This is a genomic window from Symbiobacterium thermophilum IAM 14863 (assembly GCF_000009905.1).
Taxonomy (GTDB): Bacteria; Bacillota; Sulfobacillia; order Symbiobacteriales; family Symbiobacteriaceae; genus Symbiobacterium; species Symbiobacterium thermophilum.
The window spans coordinates 1462802-1489183 of record NC_006177.1 but is presented as its reverse complement, the minus strand read 5'-3'; the positions used below and the strand labels follow the sequence as shown (position 1 = coordinate 1489183).

At 71.3% G+C, this 26382-nt stretch carries 22 protein-coding genes; 6 read left to right on the top strand and 16 right to left on the bottom strand.

The annotated features are described in order from the left end of the window. Positions 1 to 12: 12 nt before the first annotated feature. The 10 genes from priA to STH_RS06755 form a co-directional block, all read right to left on the bottom strand. Complete coding sequence (gene priA / locus STH_RS06800) at positions 13 to 2262, bottom strand: primosomal protein N' (RefSeq protein WP_043715191.1); 2250 nt, start codon at positions 2260 to 2262, stop codon at positions 13 to 15. Then, positions 2249 to 3493: a bifunctional phosphopantothenoylcysteine decarboxylase/phosphopantothenate--cysteine ligase CoaBC gene (gene coaBC / locus STH_RS06795; RefSeq protein ID WP_011195472.1), complete on the bottom strand. Its 1245-nt coding sequence runs from the start codon at positions 3491 to 3493 to the stop codon at positions 2249 to 2251. Before coaBC ends, priA begins: the two co-directional genes overlap by 14 nt. Before the next feature lie 90 nt (positions 3494 to 3583). Further along, positions 3584 to 3793 carry a DNA-directed RNA polymerase subunit omega gene (gene rpoZ, locus STH_RS06790; RefSeq protein WP_011195471.1) on the bottom strand — a complete coding sequence of 70 codons (210 nt, stop codon included), beginning with the start codon at positions 3791 to 3793 and terminating at the stop codon, positions 3584 to 3586. Next, the gene (gene gmk / locus STH_RS06785) at positions 3790 to 4425 is read right to left on the bottom strand and encodes a guanylate kinase (RefSeq protein WP_011195470.1); all 636 of its coding nucleotides are present in this window, start codon (positions 4423 to 4425) and stop codon (positions 3790 to 3792) included. The genes rpoZ and gmk overlap by 4 nt, the downstream gene beginning before the upstream one ends. A 3-nt stretch (positions 4426 to 4428) precedes the next feature. After that, positions 4429 to 4716 (bottom strand): extracellular matrix/biofilm regulator RemA, encoded by a 288-nt coding sequence (remA, locus tag STH_RS06780; RefSeq protein ID WP_011195469.1) that lies wholly within the window; start codon positions 4714 to 4716, stop codon positions 4429 to 4431. A 25-nt stretch (positions 4717 to 4741) separates the two neighbouring features. Continuing rightward, positions 4742 to 5620, bottom strand: a complete 879-nt coding sequence (locus STH_RS06775; protein WP_011195468.1) for a YicC/YloC family endoribonuclease — start codon at positions 5618 to 5620, stop codon at positions 4742 to 4744. Positions 5621 to 5795: 175 nt separating this feature from the next. Continuing rightward, on the bottom strand, positions 5796 to 7010 hold the full coding sequence (locus STH_RS17080; protein WP_011195467.1) for a hypothetical protein: 1215 nt from the start codon (positions 7008 to 7010) through the stop codon (positions 5796 to 5798). A 97-nt stretch (positions 7011 to 7107) separates the two neighbouring features. Further along, the gene (locus tag STH_RS06765) at positions 7108 to 9987 is read right to left on the bottom strand and encodes a cation-translocating P-type ATPase (protein WP_011195466.1); all 2880 of its coding nucleotides are present in this window, start codon (positions 9985 to 9987) and stop codon (positions 7108 to 7110) included. Positions 9988 to 10152: 165 nt separating this feature from the next. Beyond that, on the bottom strand, positions 10153 to 10968 hold the full coding sequence (locus STH_RS06760) for a DUF4261 domain-containing protein (protein ID WP_011195465.1): 816 nt from the start codon (positions 10966 to 10968) through the stop codon (positions 10153 to 10155). A 107-nt stretch (positions 10969 to 11075) separates the two neighbouring features. Next, positions 11076 to 12077, bottom strand: a complete 1002-nt coding sequence (locus tag STH_RS06755) for an NAD(P)H-dependent flavin oxidoreductase (protein ID WP_011195464.1) — start codon at positions 12075 to 12077, stop codon at positions 11076 to 11078. Positions 12078 to 12276: 199 nt separating this feature from the next. Between STH_RS06755 and STH_RS06750 the strand changes: the two genes are divergently transcribed. The 3 genes from STH_RS06750 to dat all read left to right on the top strand — a co-directional run bounded on the left by STH_RS06750 (position 12277) and on the right by dat (position 15442). After that, positions 12277 to 14145: an Rqc2 family fibronectin-binding protein gene (locus STH_RS06750; RefSeq protein ID WP_011195463.1), complete on the top strand. Its 1869-nt coding sequence runs from the start codon at positions 12277 to 12279 to the stop codon at positions 14143 to 14145. Beyond that, on the top strand, positions 14075 to 14473 hold the full coding sequence (locus STH_RS18355; protein WP_158506861.1) for a hypothetical protein: 399 nt from the start codon (positions 14075 to 14077) through the stop codon (positions 14471 to 14473). Before STH_RS06750 ends, STH_RS18355 begins: the two co-directional genes overlap by 71 nt. 111 nt (positions 14474 to 14584) lie before the next feature. Continuing rightward, on the top strand, positions 14585 to 15442 hold the full coding sequence (gene dat / locus STH_RS06740) for a D-amino-acid transaminase (protein ID WP_043713672.1): 858 nt from the start codon (positions 14585 to 14587) through the stop codon (positions 15440 to 15442). Positions 15443 to 15497: 55 nt separating this feature from the next. Here the strand turns inward: dat and STH_RS06735 are convergent, their stop codons facing one another. The 4 genes from STH_RS06735 to STH_RS17905 form a co-directional block, all read right to left on the bottom strand. Next, positions 15498 to 16130, bottom strand: a complete 633-nt coding sequence (locus STH_RS06735) for an alpha/beta hydrolase (RefSeq protein WP_011195460.1) — start codon at positions 16128 to 16130, stop codon at positions 15498 to 15500. 45 nt (positions 16131 to 16175) lie between these two features. Continuing rightward, entirely contained in the window at positions 16176 to 17228 is a 1053-nt protein-coding gene (locus STH_RS19675) for a hypothetical protein (RefSeq protein ID WP_011195459.1), read from the bottom strand. A 12-nt stretch (positions 17229 to 17240) separates the two neighbouring features. Further along, positions 17241 to 18491 (bottom strand): RtcB family protein, encoded by a 1251-nt coding sequence (locus tag STH_RS06725; protein WP_043713669.1) that lies wholly within the window; start codon positions 18489 to 18491, stop codon positions 17241 to 17243. A 171-nt stretch (positions 18492 to 18662) separates the two neighbouring features. After that, the gene (locus tag STH_RS17905) at positions 18663 to 19514 is read right to left on the bottom strand and encodes a M48 family metallopeptidase (RefSeq protein WP_050742153.1); all 852 of its coding nucleotides are present in this window, start codon (positions 19512 to 19514) and stop codon (positions 18663 to 18665) included. A gap of 286 nt (positions 19515 to 19800) precedes the next feature. Here STH_RS17905 and STH_RS06715 point away from each other — a divergent pair, with 286 nt between their 5' ends. The 3 genes from STH_RS06715 to STH_RS06705 all read left to right on the top strand — a co-directional run bounded on the left by STH_RS06715 (position 19801) and on the right by STH_RS06705 (position 21915). Beyond that, positions 19801 to 20304 (top strand): aminoacyl-tRNA deacylase, encoded by a 504-nt coding sequence (locus tag STH_RS06715; RefSeq protein ID WP_050742152.1) that lies wholly within the window; start codon positions 19801 to 19803, stop codon positions 20302 to 20304. A 403-nt stretch (positions 20305 to 20707) separates the two neighbouring features. Next, on the top strand, positions 20708 to 21004 hold the full coding sequence (locus STH_RS06710) for a hypothetical protein (protein ID WP_043713666.1): 297 nt from the start codon (positions 20708 to 20710) through the stop codon (positions 21002 to 21004). Positions 21005 to 21129: 125 nt separating this feature from the next. Next, positions 21130 to 21915 carry an arginase family protein gene (locus tag STH_RS06705; protein ID WP_050742151.1) on the top strand — a complete coding sequence of 262 codons (786 nt, stop codon included), beginning with the start codon at positions 21130 to 21132 and terminating at the stop codon, positions 21913 to 21915. 68 nt (positions 21916 to 21983) lie between these two features. Here STH_RS06705 and STH_RS06700 read toward each other — a convergent pair whose 3' ends face one another. Together STH_RS06700 and STH_RS06695 are read right to left on the bottom strand one after the other, a co-directional pair. Continuing rightward, positions 21984 to 24437 (bottom strand): S-layer homology domain-containing protein, encoded by a 2454-nt coding sequence (locus STH_RS06700; RefSeq protein ID WP_043713664.1) that lies wholly within the window; start codon positions 24435 to 24437, stop codon positions 21984 to 21986. A gap of 470 nt (positions 24438 to 24907) precedes the next feature. Beyond that, positions 24908 to 26338, bottom strand: coding sequence for a malic enzyme-like NAD(P)-binding protein (locus STH_RS06695; RefSeq protein ID WP_011195450.1), 1431 nt, complete (start codon positions 26336 to 26338; stop codon positions 24908 to 24910). Positions 26339 to 26382: the final 44 nt, after the last annotated feature.

The window sequence follows — 26382 nt, the reverse complement described above, 5'->3', positions numbered from 1 at the left end:
ACCCTCCGTCAATTACAGTATGCTCACCGGATCCACGTCCACCGAGAGCGAGACCGACCGGGAAGCACGCCACTTCCCCCGGGCGGCGGCGAAACAGGCCTTGACCTCGGCCGCCATCGCCCGGACGTCCGGGCCCTTCAGCACCAGGTGGTACCGGTACTTGCCCCGGAGCTTGGCCAGCGGGGCCGGCGCCGGCCCCAGAATCTGCCCCCCGAAGCCGCCCTCCGCCAGCACCCGGTGCACGTTCTGTGCGGTGGCGGCCACGGCGGCCTCATCCTCGCCCGAGATCACCAGATGGATCATGTGGGCGAACGGCGGGTAATCCAGTTCCTGCCGGAAGCGGATCTCCTCGGCGAAGAAGCGGTGGTAGTCGTGCTCGGCCGCAGCCTGCAGCGCGGCGTGATCGGGCTGGTACGTCTGCACGATCACCCGGCCGGGCCGGTCACCCCGGCCCGCCCGGCCGGCGACCTGTGTCACCAGCTGGAAGGTGCGCTCCGCTGCCCGGAAGTCCGGCAGGTTCAGGCTGGTGTCGGCCAGGACCACGCCCACCAGGGTCACGCCGGGGAAGTCCAGCCCCTTGGTGATCATCTGCGTGCCGACGAGGACGTCCACCTCGTGGTCCGCGAACCGCTTCAGGATTGCGGCGTGGGCCCCCTTGCGCCGGGTGGTGTCCACGTCCATGCGGGCCACCCGCACGTGCGGATAGAGCCGCTGAAGCTCCTGCTCCACCCGTTCGGTGCCGGCCCCCAGGTGCCGGATCTTGTCGGACCCGCAGCTCGGACAGACCAAGGGCACCGGCGCCGTGTAGCCGCAGTAGTGGCAGGCCAGGTGGTCGTCGCCCAGGTGATAGGTCAGGGCGACGGCGCAGTGCACGCACTGGATCGCCTCGCCGCACGACCGGCACATGATAAATGTATTGTAACCCCTGCGGTTGAGAAAGAGAATTGCCTGCTCCCGGGCCGACAGCGTCTGGTCCAGCGCCTCGACCAACGCCCGGGAGAAGATCGAGCGGTTGCCCGCCCGCAGCTCCTCCCGCATGTCCACCAGGGTCACCGGCGGCAGCGGCCGGTTGTCGATCCGGTGTCCCAACGAAACCAGCCGGTAGACGCCGGTCTGCGCCAGGTGAAACGACTCCAGGGCCGGCGTCGCGGAGCCGAGCACGAGCAGTGCCCCCTCCAGCCGGGCCCGCTCCGCCGCCACCTCCCGGGCGTGGTAGGCGGGCGGCGGCGCCTCCTGCTTGTAGGACTGCTCGTGCTCCTCGTCGATGATGATGAGCCCCACGTTCTCAAACGGCGCGAACACCGCCGAGCGCGCTCCAACGACGATGGAGACCTCGCCCCGGCGGATGCGCTGCCACTCGTCGAACCGCTCCCCGGCCGACAGCGCCGAATGCAGCACCGCCACGTCGCCGCCGAAGCGCGCCCGGAACCGCTGGATCATCTGCGGCGTGAGGGAGATCTCCGGCACCAGGCAGATCGCGTTCTTCCCCATCTCCCGCACCAGGGCGATCGCCCTGAGGTAGAGCTCGGTCTTGCCCGAGCCGGTCACGCCGTGAACGAGCACCGGCTGCCGGAAGGCCGGCGGGGCGATGAGCTCCTGCCGGATGGACGCCAGCGCCTGCTCCTGCTCCGGGGTGAGCACCGGGGGTGGCGCCGGCTCCACGTGCTCATCGGCGAAGGGATCCCGGCGCCGGGCCACCCGGCCCGCCGTGAGCCATCCCTTTTCCAGGGCCACCCGGATCGGTCCGGCAATGGACTCGCCCAGGTCGGCCAGCACCTGCGCCCGTTCGGCCTCGCCGCCGACCCGGGCCATGTAGGCCAGGAGCTCCGCCTGGCGCGGGGCCCGGCGCCGGAGCTCGGACACCAGGGCCTCCACGTCGTCCACGTTCAGCCGGTAGTTGGTGATGGTGAGCGTCCGGACCTCCTGCCGCCGGGCCTCGGTGGGCAGCAGCAGCCGGAGGGCAGCCGGGAAGGTGGAGAGGTAGCGATCCGCCGTCCAGCGGGCCAGCTGCACCAGCGGCGCCGGGATCGGCGGGATGTCGGGAAGGAGCCCCGCGATCTCCTTCAGGGCCACCCCCTCCGGCGGCCGCTCGGCGGGACCCACGTAAAGCCCCACCAGCCTGCGGCCGCCGAAGGGAACCCGCACCCACTGGCCGGGCGTGAGCCGCCCGGCCAGGCTGCGGGGCACGAGGTAGGTGAACAGCTTATCGGTCCCTTCGGCGGTGACGTCCACCGCCACCTGGGCGAGCTCACCGCTCTCCATGGCCGCGCGCACCGTCCTCCAGCAGGGCCGCCGCCCGATCCAGGATCCGATCGGCCACCTCCCGCTTCGGCAACAGGGGAAGCTCGTCCACCGCGTCGGCGGTCACGAAGACCACCCGGTTGGTCTCGGTGCCGAACCCGGCCCCCTCGGCCGTGACGTCGTTGGCCACCACGAAGTCCGCGTTCTTGTCCGCCAGCTTCCTGCGGGCGTTGGCGATGAGGTCGTCGGTCTCGGCGGCAAAGGCCACCGTCACCTGACCGGGCCTCTTGCGCCGGCCCAGCTCTGCGATGATGTCCGGGTTTTTCACCAGGGTGATGGTGAGCTCCTCGCCCGTCTTCTTGATCTTGGACGGGGCCACCGTCGCCGGGCGGTAGTCGGCCGGGGCCGCGGCGGCCACCGCAACGTCCGCCGCCGGGAACTCGGCGAGGCACGCCTCCAGCATCTGGACACAGGACTCGACCCGGACGAGCCGGACCCCGGCCGGCGGCTCCAGGTGGGTGGGTCCGCTGACCAGCACCACCTCCGCGCCCCGGTCCCGGGCGGCTTCGGCGATCGCGTACCCCATGCGGCCGGTGGAGCGGTTGCCGATGAAGCGCACGGGATCGAACGGCTCCCGGGTGGTACCCGCCGTCACCAGCACCCGGCGCCCGGCCAGGTCGCCCCCGGGCCGGCGCTGCCTGCCTTCCCGCGCCTGCAGCAGCGCGACGGCCCGCTCGACGATCTTCGCCGGCTCGGGCAGCCGCCCCTTGCCCATGAGCCCCGAGGCGAGCCGCCCCTCCTCCGGCTCCATGATGTCCCAGCCCAACTCGGCCAGGATCCGCAGGTTCCGCTGCGTCAGCGGGTTGGCGTACATCTCCGTTTCCATGGAGGGCGCCACCAGCACGGGGCAGCGCACGCCCAGCGCGGTCACGGTGATCCAGTCGCCCGCGTGGCCGCCGGCCAGCCGTGCGATGGTATTGGCCGTGGCAGGCGCGATGATGAGCAGGTCCGCCTTGTGGGTGAGCAGGACGTGATCCACGTGGCCGTGTACCTGCTCGCCCATCAGGTCGACTTTGACCGGGTTGCCGGACAAGGCCTGGAACGTGAGCGGGGCCACCAGGCGGGTGGCCGCCTCGGTCATGAGCACGTGCACATCGGCTCCCAGCTTCACCAGCCGGGAGCAGATCTCCGCCGCCTTGTAGGCGGCGATGCCGCCGCTGACCCCGAGGAGAACCGTCTTACCGTGCAGCATCGGCGACCCTTCCTTCCGTGGGCACGTTGCACGAACAGCGCAAGGAGGGCGCCCGGGGCGGGCGCCCTCCGCGGGCGAATCGGCCGCTCATCAGCCCAGGGGGGTCGGCTTGCCGCGCTCGAAGAAGAGCTTGCCGGCCGCCAACTCCTCCAGGGCAATCGTCACGGGTTTATTGGACTTCGATTCCACCATCTGGTGCTTGCCATCCTGCAGGTCCCGCGCCCGGCGGGCCGCCAGGATGACCAGCGTGTACTTGGAATCGACGAGATGCATCAGCTGGTCAAGAGACGGCTTGATCATTCGTCGGTCAGCGCTCCCTTCTCAAGCAACGTCTCGATCAACGCGGCGCCGTTCCGGACCGTCCTGGCCTTCTCCGCCATGATGATGGCCCGCAGCTCGGCAACGGCGCGCGCCAGGTCGTCGTTGACGATGACGTAATCGTATGTAAGCCCTTCCCGGATCCATTCCGGCGCCTCCGCCAGCCGGCGCGCCACCGCCTCGGGCGACTCGGTGCCGCGAGCGGCGATGCGCTGGCGCAGCGCCTCCATGGACGGCGGGATCACGAAGACGGAGACGGCGTCTGGGTACTGCTCACGCACCGCCCGCGCGCCGACCCGGTCGATGTCGAGGATGACATCCTGCCCCTGGGCGGTCACCTCTTCCACGTAGCCCCGGGGCGTACCGTAATAGTTCCCGTATACCTCCGCCCACTCCAGGAACTCCCCGGCTGCGATGCGGCGCTCGAACTCTTCCTTGGAAATAAAGTAGTACTCTACGCCGTCGACCTCGCCGGGACGCTTGGGACGGGTCGTGCAGGATACCGAGAAGCGAATGCCCGGGGTCTCCGCCAGCAGGGCCCGGCAGATGGTACCCTTGCCGACGGCAGACGGCCCGGTGACCACGATCAGGAGTCCCTTGGGCTTATTGGGCATCTTCTACTCCTCGCCCTCTTCTTCTTCGGCCGCCGCCAGGCTGGCGTCCCGGGCCGTGAGGCGATGGGCGACGGTCTCCGGCTGGACCGCGGAGAGCACCACGTGATCGGAGTCGGTGATGACCACCGCACGGGTGCGCCGTCCGTACGTCGCGTCGATCAGCGTCCCCCGCTCCCTGGCCTCCGAGATGATGCGCTTGATCGGGGCGGACTCGGGGCTCACGATCGCCACGATGCGGTTCGCGGACACGATGTTGCCGAATCCGATGTTGACTAACCTGATCTCACCCACAACCCGGGCCTCCCTCGTGCTTACACTATTCGAGATTCTGGACCTGCTCCCGGATCTTCTCCAGCTCGCTCTTGGCCGCCACGACCGCCGCCGCCAGGTCGGCGTCGTTGGCCTTGGACCCGATGGTGTTCACCTCGCGCCCCATCTCCTGGACCAGGAAGTCCAGCTTGCGTCCCACGGCGTCGTCGGTCTCCAGCGCCCGGCGGAACTGGTCGATGTGGCTGGCCAGCCGCTGCAGCTCCTCCGTGATGTCCGCACGGTCGGCGAACAGGGCCACTTCCTGGGCGAGCCGCTGCGGATCGACCGGGTTGGTCGGCGGCAACAGCTCCTCCAGGCGGCGGGTGAGCCGCTGGCGGTACTCCTCCACCACCTGCGGTGCACGAGCCGCGGCCGCGGCCCGGAACGCCTCCAGGCGGTCCAGGCGGCCGGCCAGGTCCGCGGCCAGGGCGGCGCCCTCCCGCTCCCGCATGGCGATCAGCCCCGCCATCGCCTGCGTCAGCGCCGGCTCCAGCAGGGCCCAGATCTCGTCGTCGGAAAGCTCCCCCTCCTGAACAGAGAGGACCTCAGGCAGTCTCGCCAGCGTATCGAGCGAAAGCTCCTGATTGCTCCCGATCTCTTCCGCTAGCTGCCTCAAAGCATTATAATATGCCAGCGCCAGATCCTTGTCAACCTTTACCGCCCGGGCCTCGGCCGAGGGCTCCCACGCGACGTACACCTCGAAACGGCCCCGGGCCGTCCGCCCCTGGATCAGCCGGCGCACCCGGTCCTCCAGGGCGCTGAACTGGCGGGGCATGCGGAAGACGACCTCGGAAAACCGGTGGTTGACCGCCTTCACCTCGACGGTCACCCTGCCCGCTTCGCCGCTGGCCTCGCCCCGTCCGAACCCCGTCATACTGCGCGCCAAGGCGTCATAACCCCCTCTGCAGCGGGGCGGGCCACCGCCCGCCTTGCACCGTCTGTCGCCGCAGTATCCTTTCGGTGTCCGCGGATTCCCTTCCTGCTCAGTTTTCCCTCGGATCCAGGCAACAACCCCCTCCGACCGCAGGCCGGAGGGGGTTCACGCATCCGCACAGGTCGGGTCAGTCGGTGGCGCTCGTTCCCGGGTCCGTGGCGGTGCCGGTGCCCGGACGCGCGGGGGTGCTCCCACGGCCGTCCGTACCCGGCGCGTTCGGGGCAGGCGGTGTGCGGGGCGCAGCGGGCGCGGGCGTGGTCGGCGTGCCGGCGCGCCCCGGCACCAGGTTGCCCTGCTGCAGCCGATTCCGGAAGTTCTCCGGGCGGTTGCGCTGCCGTCCGCTGGCACCCGGCCCGGCCGAGGTGGCCCGCTGCGCCATGGTGGCCAGCTCGCTCATGAACTCGGTGACCGGACGGCCGGACCGGACCGCCGCGGTGATCTCGGCAAGGCGCGCCCGGTCGGTCTCGTCATTCACCACCCGGATGTCCGCCAGGGTCGGGCAGGCGGTGCGCACCCGCTCCAGCGGGTCGGCCGCCGTCGTCCCGGTGCGGGTGCCGAAGGCGGTCCCCGCGCGGGTGGTCGCGCCGGTCCCGCCCCGGGTGCCAGACCCCGCCATGGTGCCGGTCCCCGCAGCGGTACCGGTCCCCGCAGGGGTACCCGTCCCCGCCCGGGTGCCCGTCCCCGCCCGGGTGCCGGTTCCGGTCGTGGTTCCGGTGCCCGGCAGGGACGGGCTCTCCACCCGGCCGCCCACCACCCCGGTGGCCCCGCGCGTGGTGCCCAGGCCGGGGGTCATGACGGTGGACCCGGTGTTGCCGGGAACGGTCCCCACGTGACCGGGCGTCGTGTCGACGGTGCCGGGCGGCGTCAGCGTCCCCAGGTTGCCGGTGACGTCGCCATCCCGCTGCACGCCCGTGGACAGACCGTTGCCGGCCGCCGTCCCCGTGCCGACGCCGTTTCCGGTCGTACCCATGGGGACGCCGTTACCGCCGGCCGCACCCGTCTGCACGCCGTTCCCGGCCGCCGCGCCGTTCTGCCCGCCGGTTCCCGTCGCGGCGCCGTTCACGGGCGTGTTCTGCGACTCCCTGGGAAGCGCCACCAGCGCCACGTTGCCGATGATGACGCCGTTGGCGGTGACGTTCCGGTTGACGCCGGCCATGCCCCAGAAGGCATTTGCGCCGACGGTGTTGCCCAGGGCGGCGGCGCAGGTGTCGGCGTCGCCGGTGGTGGTGAAGAGGTTGCTCTGGTTCACCCGGTTGGCGTTCTGCGGCTGAGCCGTGCAGCCGGAGGCCAGCAGCGCGGCCGCCGCGGCCAGGCCCAGCCACTTCAGCGGCATGCGTTTCACGGCCGATCTCCCTTCCTTGCAGGTCTTGCTGGCGATGTGTGCGTCTGCGACACTGCGACCTGCGGATAGGTTGACCGGAACCCGTGAACGCTATGCTTCATGCTTCCTCCTCGACGTGCGCCCGCAAGCGCACCGGCCGGCCGAACAGGATCAGCCGGCGGATGGCCACCAGCAGTTCGCCCGCGCTGGCCAGCAGCAAGACCACCAGCCATTGCCAGGCCTGGAGCGGAGCCGTTTCGAAAATGGCAGCCAGCGGCGGCCAGTAGATCGCGAGCAGCAGCGCCGTGACCGACGAGGCGACCGCGGCCACCAGCCAGGGATTGGAAGAGAGCGGGGTCTCCCAGATGGCCCGTCGCTCGGACCGGCAGTCAAACACGTGGATGAGCTGCGCGCACACCAGGGTCGCCAGGGCCATCGTCCGGGCCGGGTTGAGCACCGCCGGGTCGTCCAGCGGTGCGACGCCGGGCGTGCCCGGCAGCGTGAAGAAGGCGATCAGGAAGGCCGTCAGGGTGCCGAGGCCGATCAGCGTGCCCCGCCCCAGGATCTTGATGCCCAGCCGGCGGGCGAAGACGCCCTCGTCGGGCCGTCGGGGCGGGCGGCGCATCACGTCCGGCTCGGGCGGGTCGATCCCCAGGGCGATCGCCGGCAGACCGTCGGTGACCAGGTTGACGAAGAGGATCTGGATCGGCAGGAGCGGCAGCGGCAGCCGCATGACCGCCGCCAGAAACATGGTCAGCACCTCGCCGGTGTTGCAGGAGAGCAGGTAGCGGATGAACTTGCGGATGTTGTCGTAGATGCCCCGCCCTTCCTCCACCGCGGCCACGATGGTCGCGTAGTTGTCGTCCGCCAGGATCATCGCCGACGCCTCCTTGGTGACGTCGGTGCCCGTGCGGCCCATGGCGATGCCGATGTCGGCCTCCTTCACCGCCGGGGCGTCGTTGACGCCGTCGCCGGTCATCGCCACCACCTCGCCCAGCTCCTTCAGGGCCCGAACGATCTGCAGCTTGTGCTGGGGCGATACCCGGGCGAACACCTGGCACTCCTCCACGGCCGCGATGAGCTCCGAGTGGCTGAGCTGGTCCAGCTCCCGGCCGGTCACGGCCCGCCCCTCCGCCCCCACGATGCCCAGCTCGCGGGCGACGGCCAGGGCCGTGGCCGGGTGGTCGCCGGTGATCATCACCGTGCGGATGCCGGCCCGCCGGGCGGCGGCCACCGCCTGCTTCACCTCCGGCCGGGGCGGGTCGATCATGCCCAGCAGGCCCAGGAAAACGAGGTTCCGCTCCAGCCGCGCCGCGGCCTCGTCGGTGGACAGCTCGGCCAGCTGATCCGGACCCTCGCCCGCGGGGAAGGAAAGGGGCCGGTACGCGACGGCCAGCACCCGCAGGGCCTGGTCAGCCATGCGCAGGTTCTCGTCGAGGATCGCCTGCCGATCCTGGTCAGTGAGGGGAACGATGCGGCCGTCTCTCAACATGTGGGTGGAAAGTTCCAGGATGACGTCCGGCGCGCCCTTCACGTGCAGCAGGTACCCGCCGTCGCCGTCCTCGGTGATCACGCTCATGCGCCGCCGCTCCGACTCGAAGGGGACCTCCAGCACCCGCCGGTAGCGGTCCTGCAGCACGGCGGGCCGGTACCCGCCCTTCTGCGCTGCGACCACCAGGGCGCCTTCGGTCGGGTCCCCCTGGACGCTGAAGACGACCTGCCCCATCCCCGGGCGGTGGCTTCTCCCCGACCGTCCGCCGGCCGCCCCGTCGCCCCGGCCGCGGCGAGCGGGCTGGGCCTGCACCAGCTTCGCGTTGGAGCAGAGCGCGGCCGACTTCAGCGCCTGGGCCAGGTCCGGCTCCTGCTGGGGGCTCACCGGTCGGCCCTCCCGCAGGAACTCGCCGGAGGGGCGGTACCCGTCGCCGGTGACGGTGTAGGACCGGCCGCCGACCCAGGCGGCACGCACCATCATCTCGTTCTTGGTCAGGGTGCCGGTCTTGTCGGAGCAGATGACCGTGGCGCAGCCCAGGGTCTCCACCGACTGCAGCCGGCGGACGATGGCGTTGCGCCGGATCATCCGCTGCACGCCCAGGGCCAGCGAGACGGTAACGATGGCCGGGAGCCCCTCCGGGATCGCGGCCACCGCGAGGGAGACGCCGGCCATGAACAGCTGCGAGATGACCGGTCCGGTCAGCCGCTCCTCCCGCAGCAGTCCGGCCGCCACCACGATCGCGCACACGATCAGACAGCCGGCCACCAGCCACCGGCCCAGCTGGGCCAGCCGCCGCTGCAGGGGCGTCTCTTCTTCTCCCACCTCCTGGATCAGGTGGGCGATGCGCCCCATCTCGGTCTGCATGCCGGTGGCCACCACCAGGGCGCGGCCCCGGCCGCGGGTGACGGTTGTGCCCATGTAGAGCATGTTCCGCCGGTCGCCCAGCGGCACGTCCGGATCGCCCACCCACGACGCCGACTTGCGCACGGGCAACGACTCGCCGGTCAGGGCCGACTCCTCCACCTCCAGCCCCGGCGCTTCCACCAGCCGGGCGTCGGCGGGGATGCGATCGCCGGGGTCCACCAGCAGCAGGTCGCCGGGAACCAGGTCCCGGGCGGAGACCGTGACCTCGCGGCCGTCCCGGATCACCCGGGCGGTGGGCGCGGCCAGTTCCTTCAGCGCCTCCAGGGAACGCTCGGCCCGGTACTCCTGCACGAAGCCGAGCACGGCGTTGAGCACGACGATGACGACGATGGTGATCGCATCCGCCGTCTCGCCCATGCCGTAGGAGATCGCGGTCGCCATCAGGAGCACGACCACCATGAAGTCCTGGAACTGCGCGAGCAGGATCCGCCACCAGGGAACCCGGGGCGCCCCCTCCAGCTGGTTGGGGCCGTACTCCTCCAGCCGCCGCCGGCACTCGGCCTCGGTCAGGCCGGCGGTCAGGTCCGTCCGCAGGGCGGCGGCGACCTCGGCCGCCCCCTTCTGGTGCCACGGTGTCGACATGCGGGCCTCACCTCTGTCCAACCGTACGCACGAGGGCAGAGGGGTAGACCGGTGGGGTGGACAAAGCGCCCGGAGCCCGGCGCGCAAAGGGGCCCGGGAATGGGAAAAGGGGCCGTCCCCGCGTCGTCCACGATGGACGGAGACGGCCCTTCCGCCTGCGACGGACTAACGGCCGAACAACCGGGAGAGCAGCCCGCGCCTGCCGCCGGCCGCGTCAAACTCGATCCGGATCACCGGACCGGGGCGGTCCAGGATGGAGTCGGTGTGCCGGACGGGGATCCGCTCCCGCTCCGACCCGCCGATTGTGTCGCCGTCGTTCAGCACGGGCCCTTCGAGGCACAGGTAATGGGCGACGTCGAAAACCCGCTCCAGCAGCTGGATGGGCTTCATCCGTGAAGACCCGCCCTCCACCTCCATCACCCCGAAGGCGTCCAGGCCGTAGGTCGCCACGAACGGGACGCCGTCATGCCTGACCAGCGCGAACTCCACCCAGAGGAAGAGGGGAAGGTGGTCGGCGGACGCCTCCGCCGCCTGCTCCCGGAAGTACTCGGCCGACTGCAGCACGCCGACCGGCCCCCAGAGGACAGCCAGCCCGCCGACGGCCTCGCTGAGGGCGGCGACGAAGTCCGTCAACACCAGGTGGCGCCGGATGGGGTCTCCCCACCCCTTCATGAGGGTGACCATCAGATGCGCCCGGTGCTGGCGGCAGACCTCCGCGGCTTCGGGCCAGAACGGATTCCGGGCGCACGCCGCCTCCAGGTCTGCGGCCGGGACGGGGGCACGCATCAGGCCCAGGACCACCGTGTGGCCGCTGACCGAGCAGCTCAGGGTGATGTCCCCCTCCCCCTCAGCCTCATCCCAGCTCACGGTGTAGCGCCCTCCGCAGCGAGCCGCCAGGCGGGCAGAGACAGCCGCGGGATCCGGCATGACCGGTTCGCGCAGGAGCAGCGACGCGAGAAGCAGCGAACTCTGGTCTCCCATGTCCCTACCTCCGAACGGTTTTCCTCCGACTTCTCCCCCTCTTCCACAAATTCCTTCTTTATCTTGACCTTTTAACTATGAAAGGAGCCGCTGCCGGCCCCTCGCGTCTAGTCCGCCGCCGCCTCGTCCGCGGACGGGGTGGTAAGCCGCCGGAAGACCTCTGCGACAGGCACGATGTCGTGGATCTCCCCGACCCGCCCGCCGCAGAAGATGAGGCCGTTCTCCACCCGCCCCTTCTGGGCGTTGCTCAGGGCGTTCCAGATGCAGTGGGAGCGGCCCTCATCCCGGTGCAGGCAGTGCTTCAGGCAGTTGGTGCAGCTGTAGGTGCCGCCGTTTTCCCGGGTGCGCGGCAGGGCCTCGAAGGGGATGTGCGGGACGATGGCGCGGCTCTTGTACCCGGTGGGGCTCCAGTCGGTCACCTGCGACCCGGTGGCCGCCAGCCACCGGGCCTTCATCTCGGCCGAGGCGGCCGACTCCTCGGTCATGGCGAAGCGAATGCCCATCTGCACGCCGTCGGCGCCCATCGCCAGGGCCCGGAGCACGTCCTGCCGGGTCAGCAGGCCGCCGGCGGCGATGATCGGCCCGGCGAAGCCCGCCTCCCGCAGGGCCGCCCGCACCGGCGGAAAGAGCTCCCAGGTGGAGATCTCGGGATCCTCCGGCCCCAGGTGGCCGCCGGCCTGGCCGCTCTCGACCACCACGCCGGCGACGCCCGGGGTCCGGGCGACGATGCGGGCCGCCTTCACCGACGAGATGATGCAGAAGCCCGGAATGCCCGCCTCGTGCAACTTCTTGAACGGCCCGCGGGCAAACCCGGCGCCGATGGCCACGTAGTCCACCCGCTCCTCGATGCAGACGTCCAGCAGCCGGTCGAAGAGGTAACCGGCGTACATCAGGTTGACGCCCACGACCCCGTCCGTGAGGGCCTTCGCCGCGCGGATCTCCCGGCGCAGCTCCCCCGGCGGGATGCCCATCCCGCCGATGGTGCCGACCCCGCCGCACTCCGCCACCGCGGCCGCGAGCCGGTGCAGGGCGATGCGCACCGACATGCCTCCCTGCACGATGCAGTACCGGGCGGTCTTGTGGCCAACCTGCAGCGAGGGCAGGTTCATATCGTCCAACCCCTTTTGGATCCACGTATTAGAAGCTGGTCTTCATTCTACCCGGGCAGGGCGGAACCATCCTCTGCCCGGGGGCACATCTTGGGATCTGCCCGCGGGCAGACCTGCGGGGGGCATCCGGCAAATGACAGGGGAGGGGCGGCCGTGGTAAGCTTAAGGTAGAAACAGACCAGACGAAGGAGCCCAATGGATGGCATTTGACAGCAAGGTCATGGCAGCCGTCGTGGAGGAGTTGAACCAGCGCCTGCTCGGCGGCCGCATCAGCAAGATCTACCAACCGGAGCCGGACGAACTCGCCCTGCTCTGCTACGCGAACGGGGAAAACCACCGGCTCCTCCTCTCCGCCCATCCCCGCCACGCCCGCGTCCACCTGACGCAGATCGAAAAGCGCAACCCGCCGACCCCGCCCATGTTCTGCATGCTGATGCGCAAGTACGTGGAGGGCGGCCGCATCGTCGCCATCGAGCAGGCCGGGCGCGACCGCATCTGCCGCATCGCCATTCGCAACGCGGACGAGCTGGGCAACCCGGTCACCTACCTGCTGGTGGCCGAGGTGATGGGCAAGCACTCCAACCTCGTCCTCCTGAACCCGCAGGGGCGCATCATCGACGCCATCCGGCGCATCACCGAGGAGGTGAACCGGCACCGGGAGCTGCTGCCCGGCCTGCCCTACATCGCCCCCCCGCCGACGGGCAAGCTGGACCCGGCCGCGGCGACCGGGCCGGTCCTGGCCCAGGCCGACCCGGACCTGCCCGCGTGGCAGGCGGTGCTGGAGCGGGTGGACGGACTGGGCCCGCTCCTCTCCCGGGAGGCGGTCTGCCGCGCAGGGGCGCCCGCGGACGCCCCGCTGCGGGCGGTGGATCCCGACCGGCTGGCGGCGGCGGTGCGGGAGCTGGCAGACGCCCGGGACTGGTCGCCCCGGCTGCTCTACGACCCGCAGGGGCGGCTGAAGGAGTTCCACGTCCTGCCCCTCCGGCACTGGCCCGGCCGGGCCGAGGACGGGTTCCCGTCGGTCTCCGCCTGCCTGGACGCCTACTTCGGCCGGCGGGCCGAGGAGGAGCGGTTCCTCTCCCTGCGGGGGAGCCTGGCCCGCCTGGTGCGGGACGAGATCGCCCGGGTGCGCCGGAAGCTCCACGCCCAGGAGGAGTCGCTGGCCGCGGCGGAGTCCGCGGAGACCTACCGGCTGCAGGCCGAACTGATCACCGCCAATCTGTGGCAGATCACCAAGGGCATGACCGAGGTCCGGGTCGTGAACTACTATGACCCGGAGGGCAGCGAGATGGTGATCCCCCTGGACCCGGCGCTCAGCCCGAGCGAGAACGCCCAGGCCTACTACCGCCGGTACCAGCGGGCCCGCAGCGGCCTGGCGGCCATCCAGGAGCAGCTGGCCCGAAGCCGGGCGGAGCTGGCCTACCTGGAGCAGGTTGAGGTTACGCTCGAGCAGGCCGAGTCGCTTCCGGACCTGGAAGAGGTCCGCCGGGAGCTGGCCGCCGAGGGCTACCTGCGGGAGGGCGCATCCCGGCGGGGATCCGAGCCGGGGCGGCGCCAGGCGGCGGGCGACGGCAAGGAGCAGGCGCTGCAGCGGCCGATCACGCTGCGCTCCTCCGACGGCCTGGAAATCTGGATCGGCCGCAACAACCGGCAGAACGACTACCTCACCCTGAAACTCGCCAGTCCCCAGGACCTGTGGTTCCACACCAAGGAGATTCCCGGTTCACACGTGATCCTGCGGGTGCCGCCGGGGAAGGAGGTGCCGGAGCGGTCGATTCTGGAGGCGGCGGCGCTCGCGGCCTACCACTCGAAAGCCAGGCAGTCGTCGGGCGTGCCCGTGGACTACACGGCACGGAAACACGTGCGCAAACCGGCCGGCGCCAGGCCGGGGATGGTCATCTACGACAACCATAAGACCCTTTGGGTGACGCCAGATCCGGAACGCTTCCCCATCCTGGGACGGGGGTGGTCCGATGGGGTACAAGGAACTGGACGCCATGATCCGGAGAGTGGCGGCGGTGATCATCGCCGAGACGGGCATCCCGAAGGTGCGCCCGGGTCGCCATGAGATCTGGCTCACCTTCGTCCGCCGCACAGGGACGTCCGAGGAACGGGTGATGCCCGGGCGCAGGGACGTCCGCTCGGTGATGACCGGCCAGGAGCTTGCCCACGCCGTGGCGGAGAGCATCGTCCTGACCGTGTTCGGCGGAGAGATCCAGGTGGTCGACCAGCTCCCCAACGTCAAGCTGCGGCTGCTGGACCGGAGGGCCGACCTCCACCTGCCGGGGGCGCCGCCCCTGGACCAGGACGGGCAGGTCTGGCTGCGGGTGACGGTCCGGCGCAGCGAACCGGGCCTTCTGGAGCGGCTGTTCGGCCCCCGGGTCCATACAGGGTAAACGGTGTACAAAGGAGAAGCGGGATCCGCCCGGCCGGTCCGGCAGGAGACCGGTGAGCGGATCCCGTAATGTCCTCTGAAATCATTCTACCACCACGGGGGAGGCGGGCGCATGTCGTCAACCGTGTACCTGAACGGTCAGTACGTCCCGTATGAAGAGGCGAAGATCCCGGTGGAGGACCGGGCCTTCCTGTTCGCCGACGGCATCTACGAGGTGGTGCGGGTCTACGGCGGCCGGCCGTTCGACCTGGAGCCGCACCTCCGGCGGCTCGCCCGCAGCGCCCGGGAGCTCCGTCTGCCTGAGCCCGACCTGGAGGGGCTGACCCGGGTGACCCACGAGCTCATCCGCCGCAACGGCGTGGATGAGGGGACCGTCTACTACCAGATCAGCCGGGGCGTGCACGCCCCCCGTGCCCACGCCTTTCCTGGCCAGCCGGTGGAACCGACGGTGCTCGTGCTCACCCACCCGCTGACGCCCGAGGCGGTGGCGGCGGGCGAGCGGCGTCGGCAGGAAGGGGTCACGGCCATCACGGTGCCTGAGCAGCGGTGGGCCCGGTGCGACATCAAGAGCGTTTCGCTCCTGCCCAACGTCCTGGCCAAGCAGCAGGCCGCCGAGCAGGGGGCCTACGAGGCGCTCTTCGTCCGGGACGGCTTCGTCATCGAGGGCAGCAGCAGCAACGTGTTCGCGGTCATCGACGGGGCCATCGTCACCTATCCGGCCTGCAACTATATCCTGAACGGCATCGCCCGCCAGCGGGTCATCCGGGACGCCCGGTCGCTGGGGTACACCGTGCTGGAGCAGGGGATTCCGCTGGCGGCCCTGGATCGCTGCCAGGAACTGTTCGTGACCTCGACCACATCCGAAGTGACGCCGGTGGTCGCCGTGGACGGCAGGCCCATCGGCGACGGCAAGGTGGGGCCGGTGGTGCGGGCCCTGCAGCAGGCCTACCGCGCCGCGGCGCGGGGGTAAGTATCCGACGGGAGAGAACCGGCGGGCCTGGGCCTCCAGGCCCGCCGGAGCGCGCTCACCGCCCCGCCGGCCCGGCGAGGAACCGGACGCAGGGCGCGATCACCTGCTCCAGGGCCGCCGCGGAGGCCTTCCAGTCCCCCGGCACGTTGAACCCGTGGTCCAGCCCCGGGATGACCGCCCACTCGGCGTCCGCCCGCTTGCGCGCGGCGCCGCACTCCGTCATGTGGTAGACGGGATCGTTGGTGCCGATGACCACCAGCGTGCGCAGGTCCCCCACCGGCTCGGTCAGGAACTGGGGAACCGGCGTCAGGATCAGCAGCGACACCCGGTACCCTGCCAGGCTGCGGGCCAGCGGCAGGGCGATGGCTGAGCCGAGCGACTTGGCGGCGATGCAGATCTCCCGGTAGCCCCTGGGCAGCACCTCGTCCAGGGCCGCCCGGACGTCGGCCAGCATCGCCGGCCCGTCGACCTCACCCCCCGTCAGCTGGAAGGCGTAGGCAGTCGAGAGCACGTCCCAGCCCGCCTGCACCGCGGCCTGCTTCAGGTAGAAGAAGGCCGGCGCATCGCAACTGTAGTTGTTCCCGGGCAGCAGGACCAGCAGCCGCTCGCTGCCCTTTTCGGGTCCGGCCAACCGGTTCTGGATCGTCACGCCGGCACCCGAGGGCGTCGGCACCGCTTCCATCCGCATCCGCGAGTCCCCTCCTCTCCACAGGCACCCGTCTGCGCCACCGGGTCATGCATGCATGTCAGGCGGCGGATCCCCGGCGTCCTGCGACCCTCCGGGCGGGCCGCCCGGCGCCGGATCCGCCTCCCGCCGGCGGGCCAGGGCGGACCGCAGCCAGGCGGGCAGCTGCGGCAGCACCAGCTCCAGCCCCGGGGCGGTGCCCTGCCGGCGGGCCTCCCACCAGGGTCGGAGCGCCTCCCGGAAGACCGGGATGGCCGTCACCCCTGCCTCCACCTGGGACTCCGCGAACGCCTCGGCGTCCTCCGGGCGGCCCAGGTACTCCAGATAGAAGCAGGTGGAGGTGTGGATCAGGGTCTCCACCCAGCGGGAGGTCGGATCCCCGTAATGCCGGGCGAACCCGCCGGCCGGGGGGCAGTCCCTCTCCACGAAGGCGCACTCCCCCGGCACCTGCCCGTGCTGCCGCTGGATGTCGTCCAGCACCGGGTGGCTCGCCTCGTGCTGCGCCCAGACCAGCAGATCCACCTGCCCTGGCGGTTGATCCCCCTGGGCCGGGCAGACGGCGTAGGTCTCCCGGACGGTGGCCACCCCCACCCCCCGGAGCCCGGCGCCGTTCATGTTCCACAACGGCACCAGGACGACCTCGTAGGGAAACCGGCCCCAGAAGAGGCGCTGGAACGGCTCGATCTGCGCGTCCGCGAGGCGGGACGACAGGTCGCGGACCACCTCTTCCCAGCGAGGGGCCTGCTCCTGTAGCAGCGCGCCGACCCGCAGGTCGCGCCAGACCGACCGCAGGGCCTCCGCCAGGGCCGTGCGGTCCACCGCGGCGAACCAGGCCTCCACGAAGGGCGGCACCCCGTCCGGACAGCTGTCGTCGAAGTCCGGCGGCGGGCCGAGCTGCACGGTGTGCATCGCCAGCCCCAGCAGCTGGTGCTGTGCGAAGGCCTCGCACAGCCGCCGCACCCCCGGGTGAGCCGCATGGTCTGCCAGGCGCCGCCGGGTGTCGGTGACCAGGGGATGCTCGTCCTGCCCGGCGGGCGGGAGACCGCCGGCCGTGAGCGCCGCCGACAGCGTGAGCAGGCGGGGATCCAGTCGCACCTCCATCGCGTGCCCCCCTCAATCCTTATACGGATCGAACTCGTCCGCTGCAGCCATCACCACACAGACCGGCGCCAGCACGTGGAGGACCTTCAGCGTCGGCGCGTGCCAGCGCAGCACCTGCCGGAGCGGCCGATACACCTGAGGCGCCTCGTCGGCGTCGCCCCCCACGAGGGCCACCCCCGCCTGGGCGAGCCGCCGCCGCACCGCATCCATGTCCACGGCGCCACCCGTCCGGATCCGCCTTCCCCGGTGCCGCTTCCACCGGCCCGCGGCCTGCGTGCGGGACATCACCCGGCCGGCGCCGTGGACGGTGCTGTACAGGGCCGCCCGGGACTCCGGGTGGTCCACGCCCTGCACCACCACGGCGACGTCGCCCATCGACCCGCCAATGAAGCCCAGCTGACCGGGGAAAAGCGGAGTCGCCCCCTTGCGAATCACCCAGCCCTTCACGCCGCCGTGCTCCTCGAACCAGGCGAAGTTGTGGTGGTTGTGCACCGTAAAGGTCGGCCGCGCGCCCAGGATCCGGAGCACCTGGTCGACCACGTAGTCCCGCCCGGCATAGGCGTACCGGCCAGCGAGCTTCATGGCGGCGATGTAGGCCTGTCCCAGTTCCGAGTCCGCCGGGATGAGGGTCGGAGGCTGGTCCATCGACTCCCCGGGGGCCCCGGCGTCCCAGGGGCGGCCGGCGGCCAGGTTCAGGAAGCCGCTGGCCGTGCGGTGGCCAAAGCCCCGGGAACCGAAGTGCACCGCCACCCAGACCGGTGCGTCGTCGGCAATGGGATCGCCCAGCTGCCAGCCCTCGGGCACCTCAGCCATGATGTCCACGTAGTGGTTGCCGGCCCCTACGGTGCCCAGTTGGTCCCGGGCCATGGACTTCAGCGACTGGAGCGGGCGCACGTCCCGCCAGGTGGGGTCGTCAAACAGCTCGTGGTCCACCGGGTCGGGATTCTTCCGGCCCAGGCCGAACGCGACCCGGCGGTGGATCTCGGCGGCGATGCGGTCCTTCTCCCGCCGGATCTCCCCGTACACCAGGTCGGTCCGCACCGCCTTGTTGCCGCATGCGATGTCGTAGCCCACGCCCGAGGGCGAGACGAACCGCTCGTAGAAGAGCACACCGCCGATGGGCTGGCTGTAGCCCTTGTGGCCGTCGGCCATCAGGGCGGCCCCCACGGCCCGGCCCGCCTCCGCGCAGCGGCCAAGCTGGGCCAGGGTGTCCCGGTCGTGCTCCCCGAAGACGGGATATCGCTCCCACAGCGTAAACGGCATCGCAACACACCCTCCCGATTCCCTGGTTCCCTGGTTCGCTGCCCCTCGGCGGACTTCCTCTCTGGACGCCCCCCGCCCCGCGCACACGGATGACGGCCGACGCTCCCGGGCAGGGCCCCGGGCGCGCGCAGACCGCCCTGCTCGTGGCAGGGCGGTCTGCGTTTCCGTTGCTCACCCGAAACAGGCCAGATCCGGCCGGGGCGGGCTCATCGCCAGCAGCCGGGCGATGCGGAGCCGGGTCGGCGGGTGGCTGCTGAGGAGGGCCGCCCAGCCCGTGGGCTCCTGGGGCGCAGGGAAGCCCAGGAGCCGCTGCCACCAGGCGGGCTGGTTGAGCCGCTCCAACCGGCCCAGCGCCCGGGCCATCCGCTGCGGCGAGCCCACCAGCTCCGCCGCCCCGGCGTCGGCCAGGTACTCCCGCTCCCGGGAGATGGCCATGCGCAGGACCAGGGCGACCGCCGGGACGCCGGCCGCGATCAGGAGCGCGGCGGCCAGCTCCCCCAGCCCCACCGGGAACCCGAGCAGCCACGCGAAGACGACGCCGAACCGGCCGATCTCCGCCAGGGCCGTCGCCGCGCCGGCGAGGCCCGCCGCCACCATCTGAAGCGGCAGATCGCCGTGGCGGATGTGCGCGATCTCGTGAGCGATGACCGCGGCCACCTCGTCGGGGGGCATGTACCGCAGCAGCGGGGCCGTCACGCCGATGGCGCTGCTGCCGGCGGTGGCCACTGCCACGGCGTTGACCATCCTGCCCGGCAGAAGGTACAGGCGGGGCGTCGGCAGCCCGGCCCGCCGGGCCAGCGCGTCCACCAGTTCGTACAGGTCCGGGGCCTCGAACCACTGGATCGGGCGGCCCCCCATCTGCCGCAGCGACGCCCACCTCCGGCCCCGGTACGCGGCGGTGCTGGTGAGGAGCGAGACGGCAATCACCACCGCGGCGCCGAAGGGCCCCACCGTGGTCAGGCCCACCAGGGCAGCGAGCAGGAAGAGCGCCACCAGGCAAACCGTCGTGCGGAACGTGAGCATGAGGCCACCACCCCCCTTCCCTTTGATTGTGCGGCAAAGGTCAGGGAAAGTCAATATCTGGTCCGGCGTGCCCAGCGCTCCGGCAAGACGCGGCACCGTCCCGTCGACCCGCGGGCACTGACGGCCACCCCGGGCCGCGCCAGGCGTGACCGCCCGGGGGAAGGAGTGAACGGCCTCCTGTGGAAGCACATAGAATATTCGCTCGCAACACATCTTGACCAAGGGGGGCCTGCCCGCAGGCAAGAGGCCGCCGGCGGCCCGGTGGCAAAACATGGGAGGGGATGACTTGACGCAGACAACACCGGTTGAACCCGAACCGATCGCACGGGTGCGCGCGGCGCTGCGGGCCGCCGGGGTGGAGGGCGAGATCCGGCTGTTCGGCAAGCTGCTCACCACAGCCCAGGCGGCTGCGGACGCACTCGGCGTGGACCTCGGCCGCATCGCCAAGTCCGTCCTGATGTTCGCCGGGGGCGAGCCGGTGCTGGTGGTGGCGGCCGGCGACCGGCGGGTGGACCGCAGGAAGGTCCGGGACCGGCTCAACCGGGGCAAGGTGACCCTGGCCGGGCCGGAGGAAGTGCTGGCGGTGACGGGATTCGTGGCCGGCGGGGTCGCCCCCGTGGGGGCCCTGCATCCGGTGACGGTGCTCCTGGACGAGAGCCTCCGCCGCTTTCCGGACATCTGGGCGGGCGGAGGCGTTCCTGAGGCGCTGCTCCGGATCCGGGTGGACGACCTGCCCCGCGCCACCGGAGGGGTCTTCGCGGACGTCGTGCAGGATCCGGCTCCGGCATAGCCGTTCGGCCCCGCCGTATCCTTTTTCCCCCGCCGTGCGGGGTACCGGGTGAGCGGACACGACGGGAGGGATCGGACGATGGAGAACGTCCGAAGCCTGCAGGACCTGGGGCGGCCGGTGGAGGAGGCGCGGAAGGCCCGGACTGCGCGTTCGGCTACTTCCACCGCGACTGAGGCGACGGCCCGCCCGTTGACATATAACGGCAGAGGAGGGTGAGAACGGCGGTCCGGCCGGCATGGTCCCCTGCGCCCCATCTTGACTCTGGCCGCGTACTGCGGCACCATCTATGGAGGGGCCCAGGCCCCCGCACCCCGACCGTGTGGCCGAGGGCTGACACGGTCCGGGCGACCTCGCTTTCGGAAGGCGCCGGTGTAACCGCGCAGTGCAGAACAGGAGGGCGCACATGTACGAGTTTCAGGGCCGCGACTGGACTGAGCTGGCCAGAGCGTGGGGCATCTCGCTGGAACACGAGGACGACGAACTCGCCGCCCGGGTCCGCCACTACATGCGCACACACGTCTCGGCTGACGCCACGCCGGACCCCGCCATGGTCGCAGACCTCAGGCGGTTCGTGGCCGGTTTCTGCGAAAACGCCAAGGAACGGCCCGATGCGCCGCTGTGGCAGGGCCTGCGGGACATCCAGCACGACCTGACCTTCGTGCAGTTCTGCGACGTGCTGCTGCGCCACATGTGGTGCTGAGGCCGGGGTGAAGGTCGCTGATCCGCCGGTGACGGGGTGACCGGCGCATCAGTGACCTTCATCGCGCGCTGGGGCCTTCCGTCCCCCGCGCTCTGCTACAATGGGAGCCGGGGGTGACAGCATCCATGAACCGATCCTTCCTGGTGCTGAACCTTGACGACACCCTGACCTGGCAGCCGGCCCTGCTGGCGGCCCCGCACGAGTGGATCGACCTCCGGCACCTGCCCGGGAAGAACGCCTGCGCCACGCCGGAGGCCCTCGCCGCCATCGCCGCCGCCCTCGCCCCCCACCAGGAGGTCCCCCTGTGCTTCTGGGGCGCGGGCGAATACCACTACGTCACCCTGCTGCGGCTCCAGGCCCTCCGCCGGCCGGTCACGCTCGTGCTCTTCGACCACCACCACGATGCGGCGCCGCTGCAGGGCGATCTGGTCACCTGCGGCAACTGGGTCCGCCACGCGCTGAACCTGCCCTGGGTCAGGCGGGCGGTGTGGGTCGGCGGCCGCCACCCCGAGATGCAGCTCTACCTCCCCCACCCGCGCCTCCTGCGGGCAGCGGAGCCGACGCCGCCCGAGCCCTTCGCCGAGTGGGCTCTCCAGGCCATCCCCACCGCAGACGTGTACATCTCCATCGACAAGGACGTCCTTACGGGGGATGACAGCGCCACCACCTGGGGCGCAGGCGACCTGGCGCTCGCCGAGCTCATGGACTGGCTGAAGGCACTGGCGCGGCACCGGCGGATCGTGGGGGCCGACGTCTGCGGCGAGTGGAGCCTCTCCCCCGCCCAGGTGTTCCCCGGGCCGCAGGACAGGCGGGCCATTGCACGGAACCAGCGGGCCAACCTCGCGATTCGCGACCTGCTGGCACCGGCCCTCGTGCCCGGCGCTCCCGCCGCCCCGAGCCGAACGGGCTGACGGCCCGCAGCAAGCTCCAGCGGAGGCGCCGCCCGCCGCGAAGGCGCCCGGCGGTTACCCACCGGCGGCTACTCTGCCCGCCCCAGCGCCTCCCCCACGGCCCGGACCAGCAGCGCCGCCGCCTCGGCGCGGGTGGCGGTCCGGTCGGGTCGGAAGGAGTAGCGCCCGTCCGGCTCGGGGTACCCGGCGATCCACCCTGCCCGAACGGCCTCGGCCACGTGCCGGGGCATCTGCCATTGGGCCGCGTCGGCAAACCACCGGCCGGCGATCTGCGCCGCCCCATCCGTCATCGGCACGGGGGTGGCCAGGGCGTCCGCCTCACGGCCGAGCGCCCGCACCAGCAGCACGGCGATCTCCTCCCGCAGGATGGGCCGGTCCGGCTCGAAACGGCCCTGCGGGTACTCCTGCGGCCGGACGATCCCCGCGGCCGCCGCGGCGCCCAGGTAGCCCGCTGCCGCCACCCAGTGGCCGGACGTATCGGTAAAGCCGCCACCGTCGCCGGGTCGCAGCTCCAGCCCCAAGGCGGAGACCAGCATCCGCACGAAAGCGGCCCGGGTGAGTTGGGCGTCGGGACGGAAGGTGCCGTCGCCGTAACCGGAGACCACCCCGGCGTCCAGGAGCCGGGCGATCGGCTCAGCCGCCCAGTGGCCGTCCACGTCGATCTGCCCGCCCACGGACCGGGCCAGGTAGAACTCGCCCCCCACCTGCCGGAGCTCCGCACCGGTCAGTGCGGTGACAAACGCCACATCCAGGTAGGTCTGCCCCAGCCGCTGCTGCACGGGCAGGGCCAACTGCAGCGGCGCGCCCGCCGCGCTGGCAGCGACGCTCCCCAGGCTGTATTCGCCCGCCAGGGTCCCGGCCGCGGCAGGCTGCGCCCCGCCCTCCTCTGACGCCGGATCCGCCCCGCGCCACCAGGTGCGGCCTACGGACGTCAGCTGCTCGGGCTCCAGCCCCCAGGCGCGCAGCACCGACTCGGGCACCAGCACCGCCCCTGCCGAGTGGATCAGGGCCGGTTCGGCCACGGGCCTCCCGCGCACCACCAGCGGCACGGCGCGGAACGGCTGGGTCTGCGGCTGGCGGATAACCTCTGCGCCGGTGAGGAACCCGGGCCACTCGGCCTCCAGGCCGCCCGGCGTCACGACCAGCAGGTCGGCTGGCCCCCCCTGGTACCCCAGGGGCAGGCGGAAGCGGAGGACCGATTCGGACTCGCGCACCAGCCCCTGCACCGGCAGCCCGCCCAGGAAGACCCGCACGCCCTCCGGGAAGGCGTGGCCCTCCAGGCGGATGGCATCCACGGTCCCGTCGGCCGGATGGTAGGTGATGACCCGGCGGGTCAGCATCGGCCGGGCCTCAGGCGCCGTCTGGAAGGACCAGGTGTACTGGAACGGCTCCGGTCCCGACCCGTGGTTCACCTGGCCGGACAGCGTGACGACGTACTGGGCGCCGGGTCGGAGCGGCCGCACGGGAATCACGGCCACCGTGTCCTCCAGCTCCGGGTCCCGCTCCGGGTCATACAGCAGGACCCGCACGGTCCCTTCGGGGCCCGTGAGGCGCGCGTCGAGAAGCCGCAGGGCGGCCGGCCTGCGGCCGAAGGTCAGGGTGATCGGGTAGCCCACCGGTCCCCGCACCCCGGGGTAGAGCGCCAGCGGATCGGGGGTCTCCAGCCCCTCCCAGAGGGGCGGGACGTCCGTCGCACCGGGGGCCGGCCAGCGGACCACCCGGTCTGCGGCGGTGTACGGCCCCAGGAGGGCCACGTTGGCCGACAGCGCCCCGCCGCCTGCCACGGCATACCCCATCTGGGTCATGCCGGGGTGAAGCAGGGGGATGCGGTGGTACAGCGTGTCCATCCACCCGGCTACCGCGTCCTCCGCCCGCCGGGTGAAGTTGATCACCTCCGCGACCCCGCCGTCGTAGGCGAAGTAGCGGGCCCGGCCGCCAGGAGTCTCGGCGACGAAGCCGGGCGAGTCGGGCAGCTGCCGGTGCGCGTCCGCATCCGCCTGGGCGGGGTTGCGCACCAGATACTCCGCCTGCAGCGCGGCCGCGGCGATCAGCCGGGAGTCCAGGGCCACCGGCGGGACCCCTGCGGCGGCGCGGTACTGGTTGACCGCATCCCGGGCGGCCTGCTCCTCCGAGCGGGGCGCGGGCAGGACCGGCAGCGCCCCCGCCCTCACGGTGAAGACGAACTCCGACGTCACCGGGGCGTACACGTAGCCCCGCCGGTCCGGCACGACGTGGATGACCATGCGCACCCGGTGGTCGCCCGGCGCGAGCGGCTCCGGCGGGTCGTAGTACACCAGCCCGGACTCGTCCCACCGGGCCGTCACCTGGCGGCCGTCCAGCCACATCTCCACGGCCACGATGCGGTCCCCCGGCTCCAGGTTCAGCCGCTGCGCGATGCGGGGCGCCGCCCAGCCCACCGCGCCCTGGGGCACGGCCGGGTAGTAGGTGAACGCCAGCGCGGATTCGATCCAGAAGATACAAAGGAGGATGGCCGCCAGCGCGCGCCACGCGATCCGCCGCACGGTGACCACCTCCTGCAACACGTAAGACGCTCAGAAAAGCGGACAAGTTTCGATACCCGGGGACCGCGGGCGTGCCCTGTGGGGTGCGCGTGACAGGCTGCGTCGCGAACGGATGCATGCCGCCGTGAACGGGTGCGCCACGGACCTCGTCAAGAAGTTCGAGAGCCGCGCGAGAAGCGCGGGCTACAGCGCCGGTCCGATGGAGGTGTCCCCATGTGCCTGCCGCCTGAAGACGGGATCTGATCCTGATCGGGGTCGCCTTCCGCCGGGCCAGGGGCCGCCGCCGGGCAGGCTTCTGGGTGGCGAACGTAATCGGGGCCGCTGTGCTCAGCTCCGTCCTGCAGGTGATCTTCAGCATCGTGGTGCTGCGCAGGCCGATGCCCCGGTTCTAGCCGTTCCGGCTCCACAGTGACGGATCGAAAAGGGCGGTTCCCCCGCACGGCGGGAACCGCCCTTGCTTGATTCAGCCATCAGTCGTCGCCGCCGGTCCGGGGCTGCCGCTCCCTGCGGGCGACGCCGGTCTCGTAGGCGGCCTGCTCCACCGCAGCCGCCACGGCCTCGACGACCCGCTTGTTGAAGACCGAGGGGATGATATACTCGGCGTGCAGTTCCTCGTCCGACACGACGGACGCGATCGCCCGGGCCGCGGCCAGCTTCATGGCTTCGTTGATCTGCCGCGCCCGGCAGTTCAGGGCGCCGCGGAAGATGCCCGGGAAGCAGAGCAGGTTGTTCACCTGATTCGGGTAGTCCGACCGGCCCGTGGCCATGACGGCCACGTACGGGGCAGCCTCGTCGGGGTCGATCTCGGGCACCGGGTTGGCCATGGCAAAGACGATCGGATCCTTGGCCATCTTCTTGACGTGCTCGACCTTCAGCACGTTGGGGGCCGATACACCGATGAAGGCGTCGGCGCCCTCGATCGCGTCATCCAGGGTGCCGTGCCGGTTCTCCGGGTTGGTGTGCTCGGCGTACCACTGCCACATGGGGTTTTCGTACGTCTTGCCCCGCTCGATGATGCCCACCCGGTCCACGCCGACGATGTTGGTGATGCCGGCTGCCATCAGCATCTTGGAGATGGCCACCCCCGCCGCGCCGATGCCGCAGACGACGACCCTGAGGTCTGCGAGCTCCTTGCCCACCACCCGGGCCGCGTTCATCAGCCCGGCGAGCACCACCACCGCCGTGCCGTGCTGGTCATCGTGGAAGACCGGGATGTCCAGCTCCTCCTTCAGCCGCTCCTCGATCTCAAAGCAGCGGGGCGAGGAGATGTCCTCCAGGTTGATGCCGCCGAAGGCCGGCGCGATGGCCTTCACGATGCGCACGATCTCGTCGGGGTCCGTGGTGTCCAGGCAGATCGGGAAGGCGTCGACGCCGGCGAACTGCTTGAAGAGCATCGCCTTGCCTTCCATCACCGGCAGGGCCGCGGCCGGCCCGATGTTGCCGAGCCCCAGCACCGCCGTGCCGTCGGTGACGACGGCCACCGTGTTCCGCTTGATGGTCAGCGTAAAGGCCTTCGCCGGATCCTCGGCAATCGCCCGGCAGACGTCGGCCACCCCGGGGGTGTAGACGACCGACAGGTCGTCCCGGGTCTTCACCTGCACCCGGGGCTTGACCTCGATCTTGCCGCCCAGGTGGGCGAGAAAGATCCGGTCCGAGACGTTGACCACCTTGACGCCGGGGAGCGCCGCCAGCGCCTGGACGATCCGGTCGCCGTGCGCCCGGTTCTCCACCGCGATGGTGATGTCGCGCACCACCACGTCCCGCCGGGACTGGATGAGGTCCACCGCCACGATGTCGCCACCGCTGGCGCCGATTGCCGTTGCGATGTAGGAGAAGATCGAACCCGTATTCTCAATCTCCAGCCGCACAATGATCCGCATACTGGCCAGTCGCTGAGCCACAGGGGACAGCCTCCTTCTTGGGGGCGCACGCAGAATTACGCTAA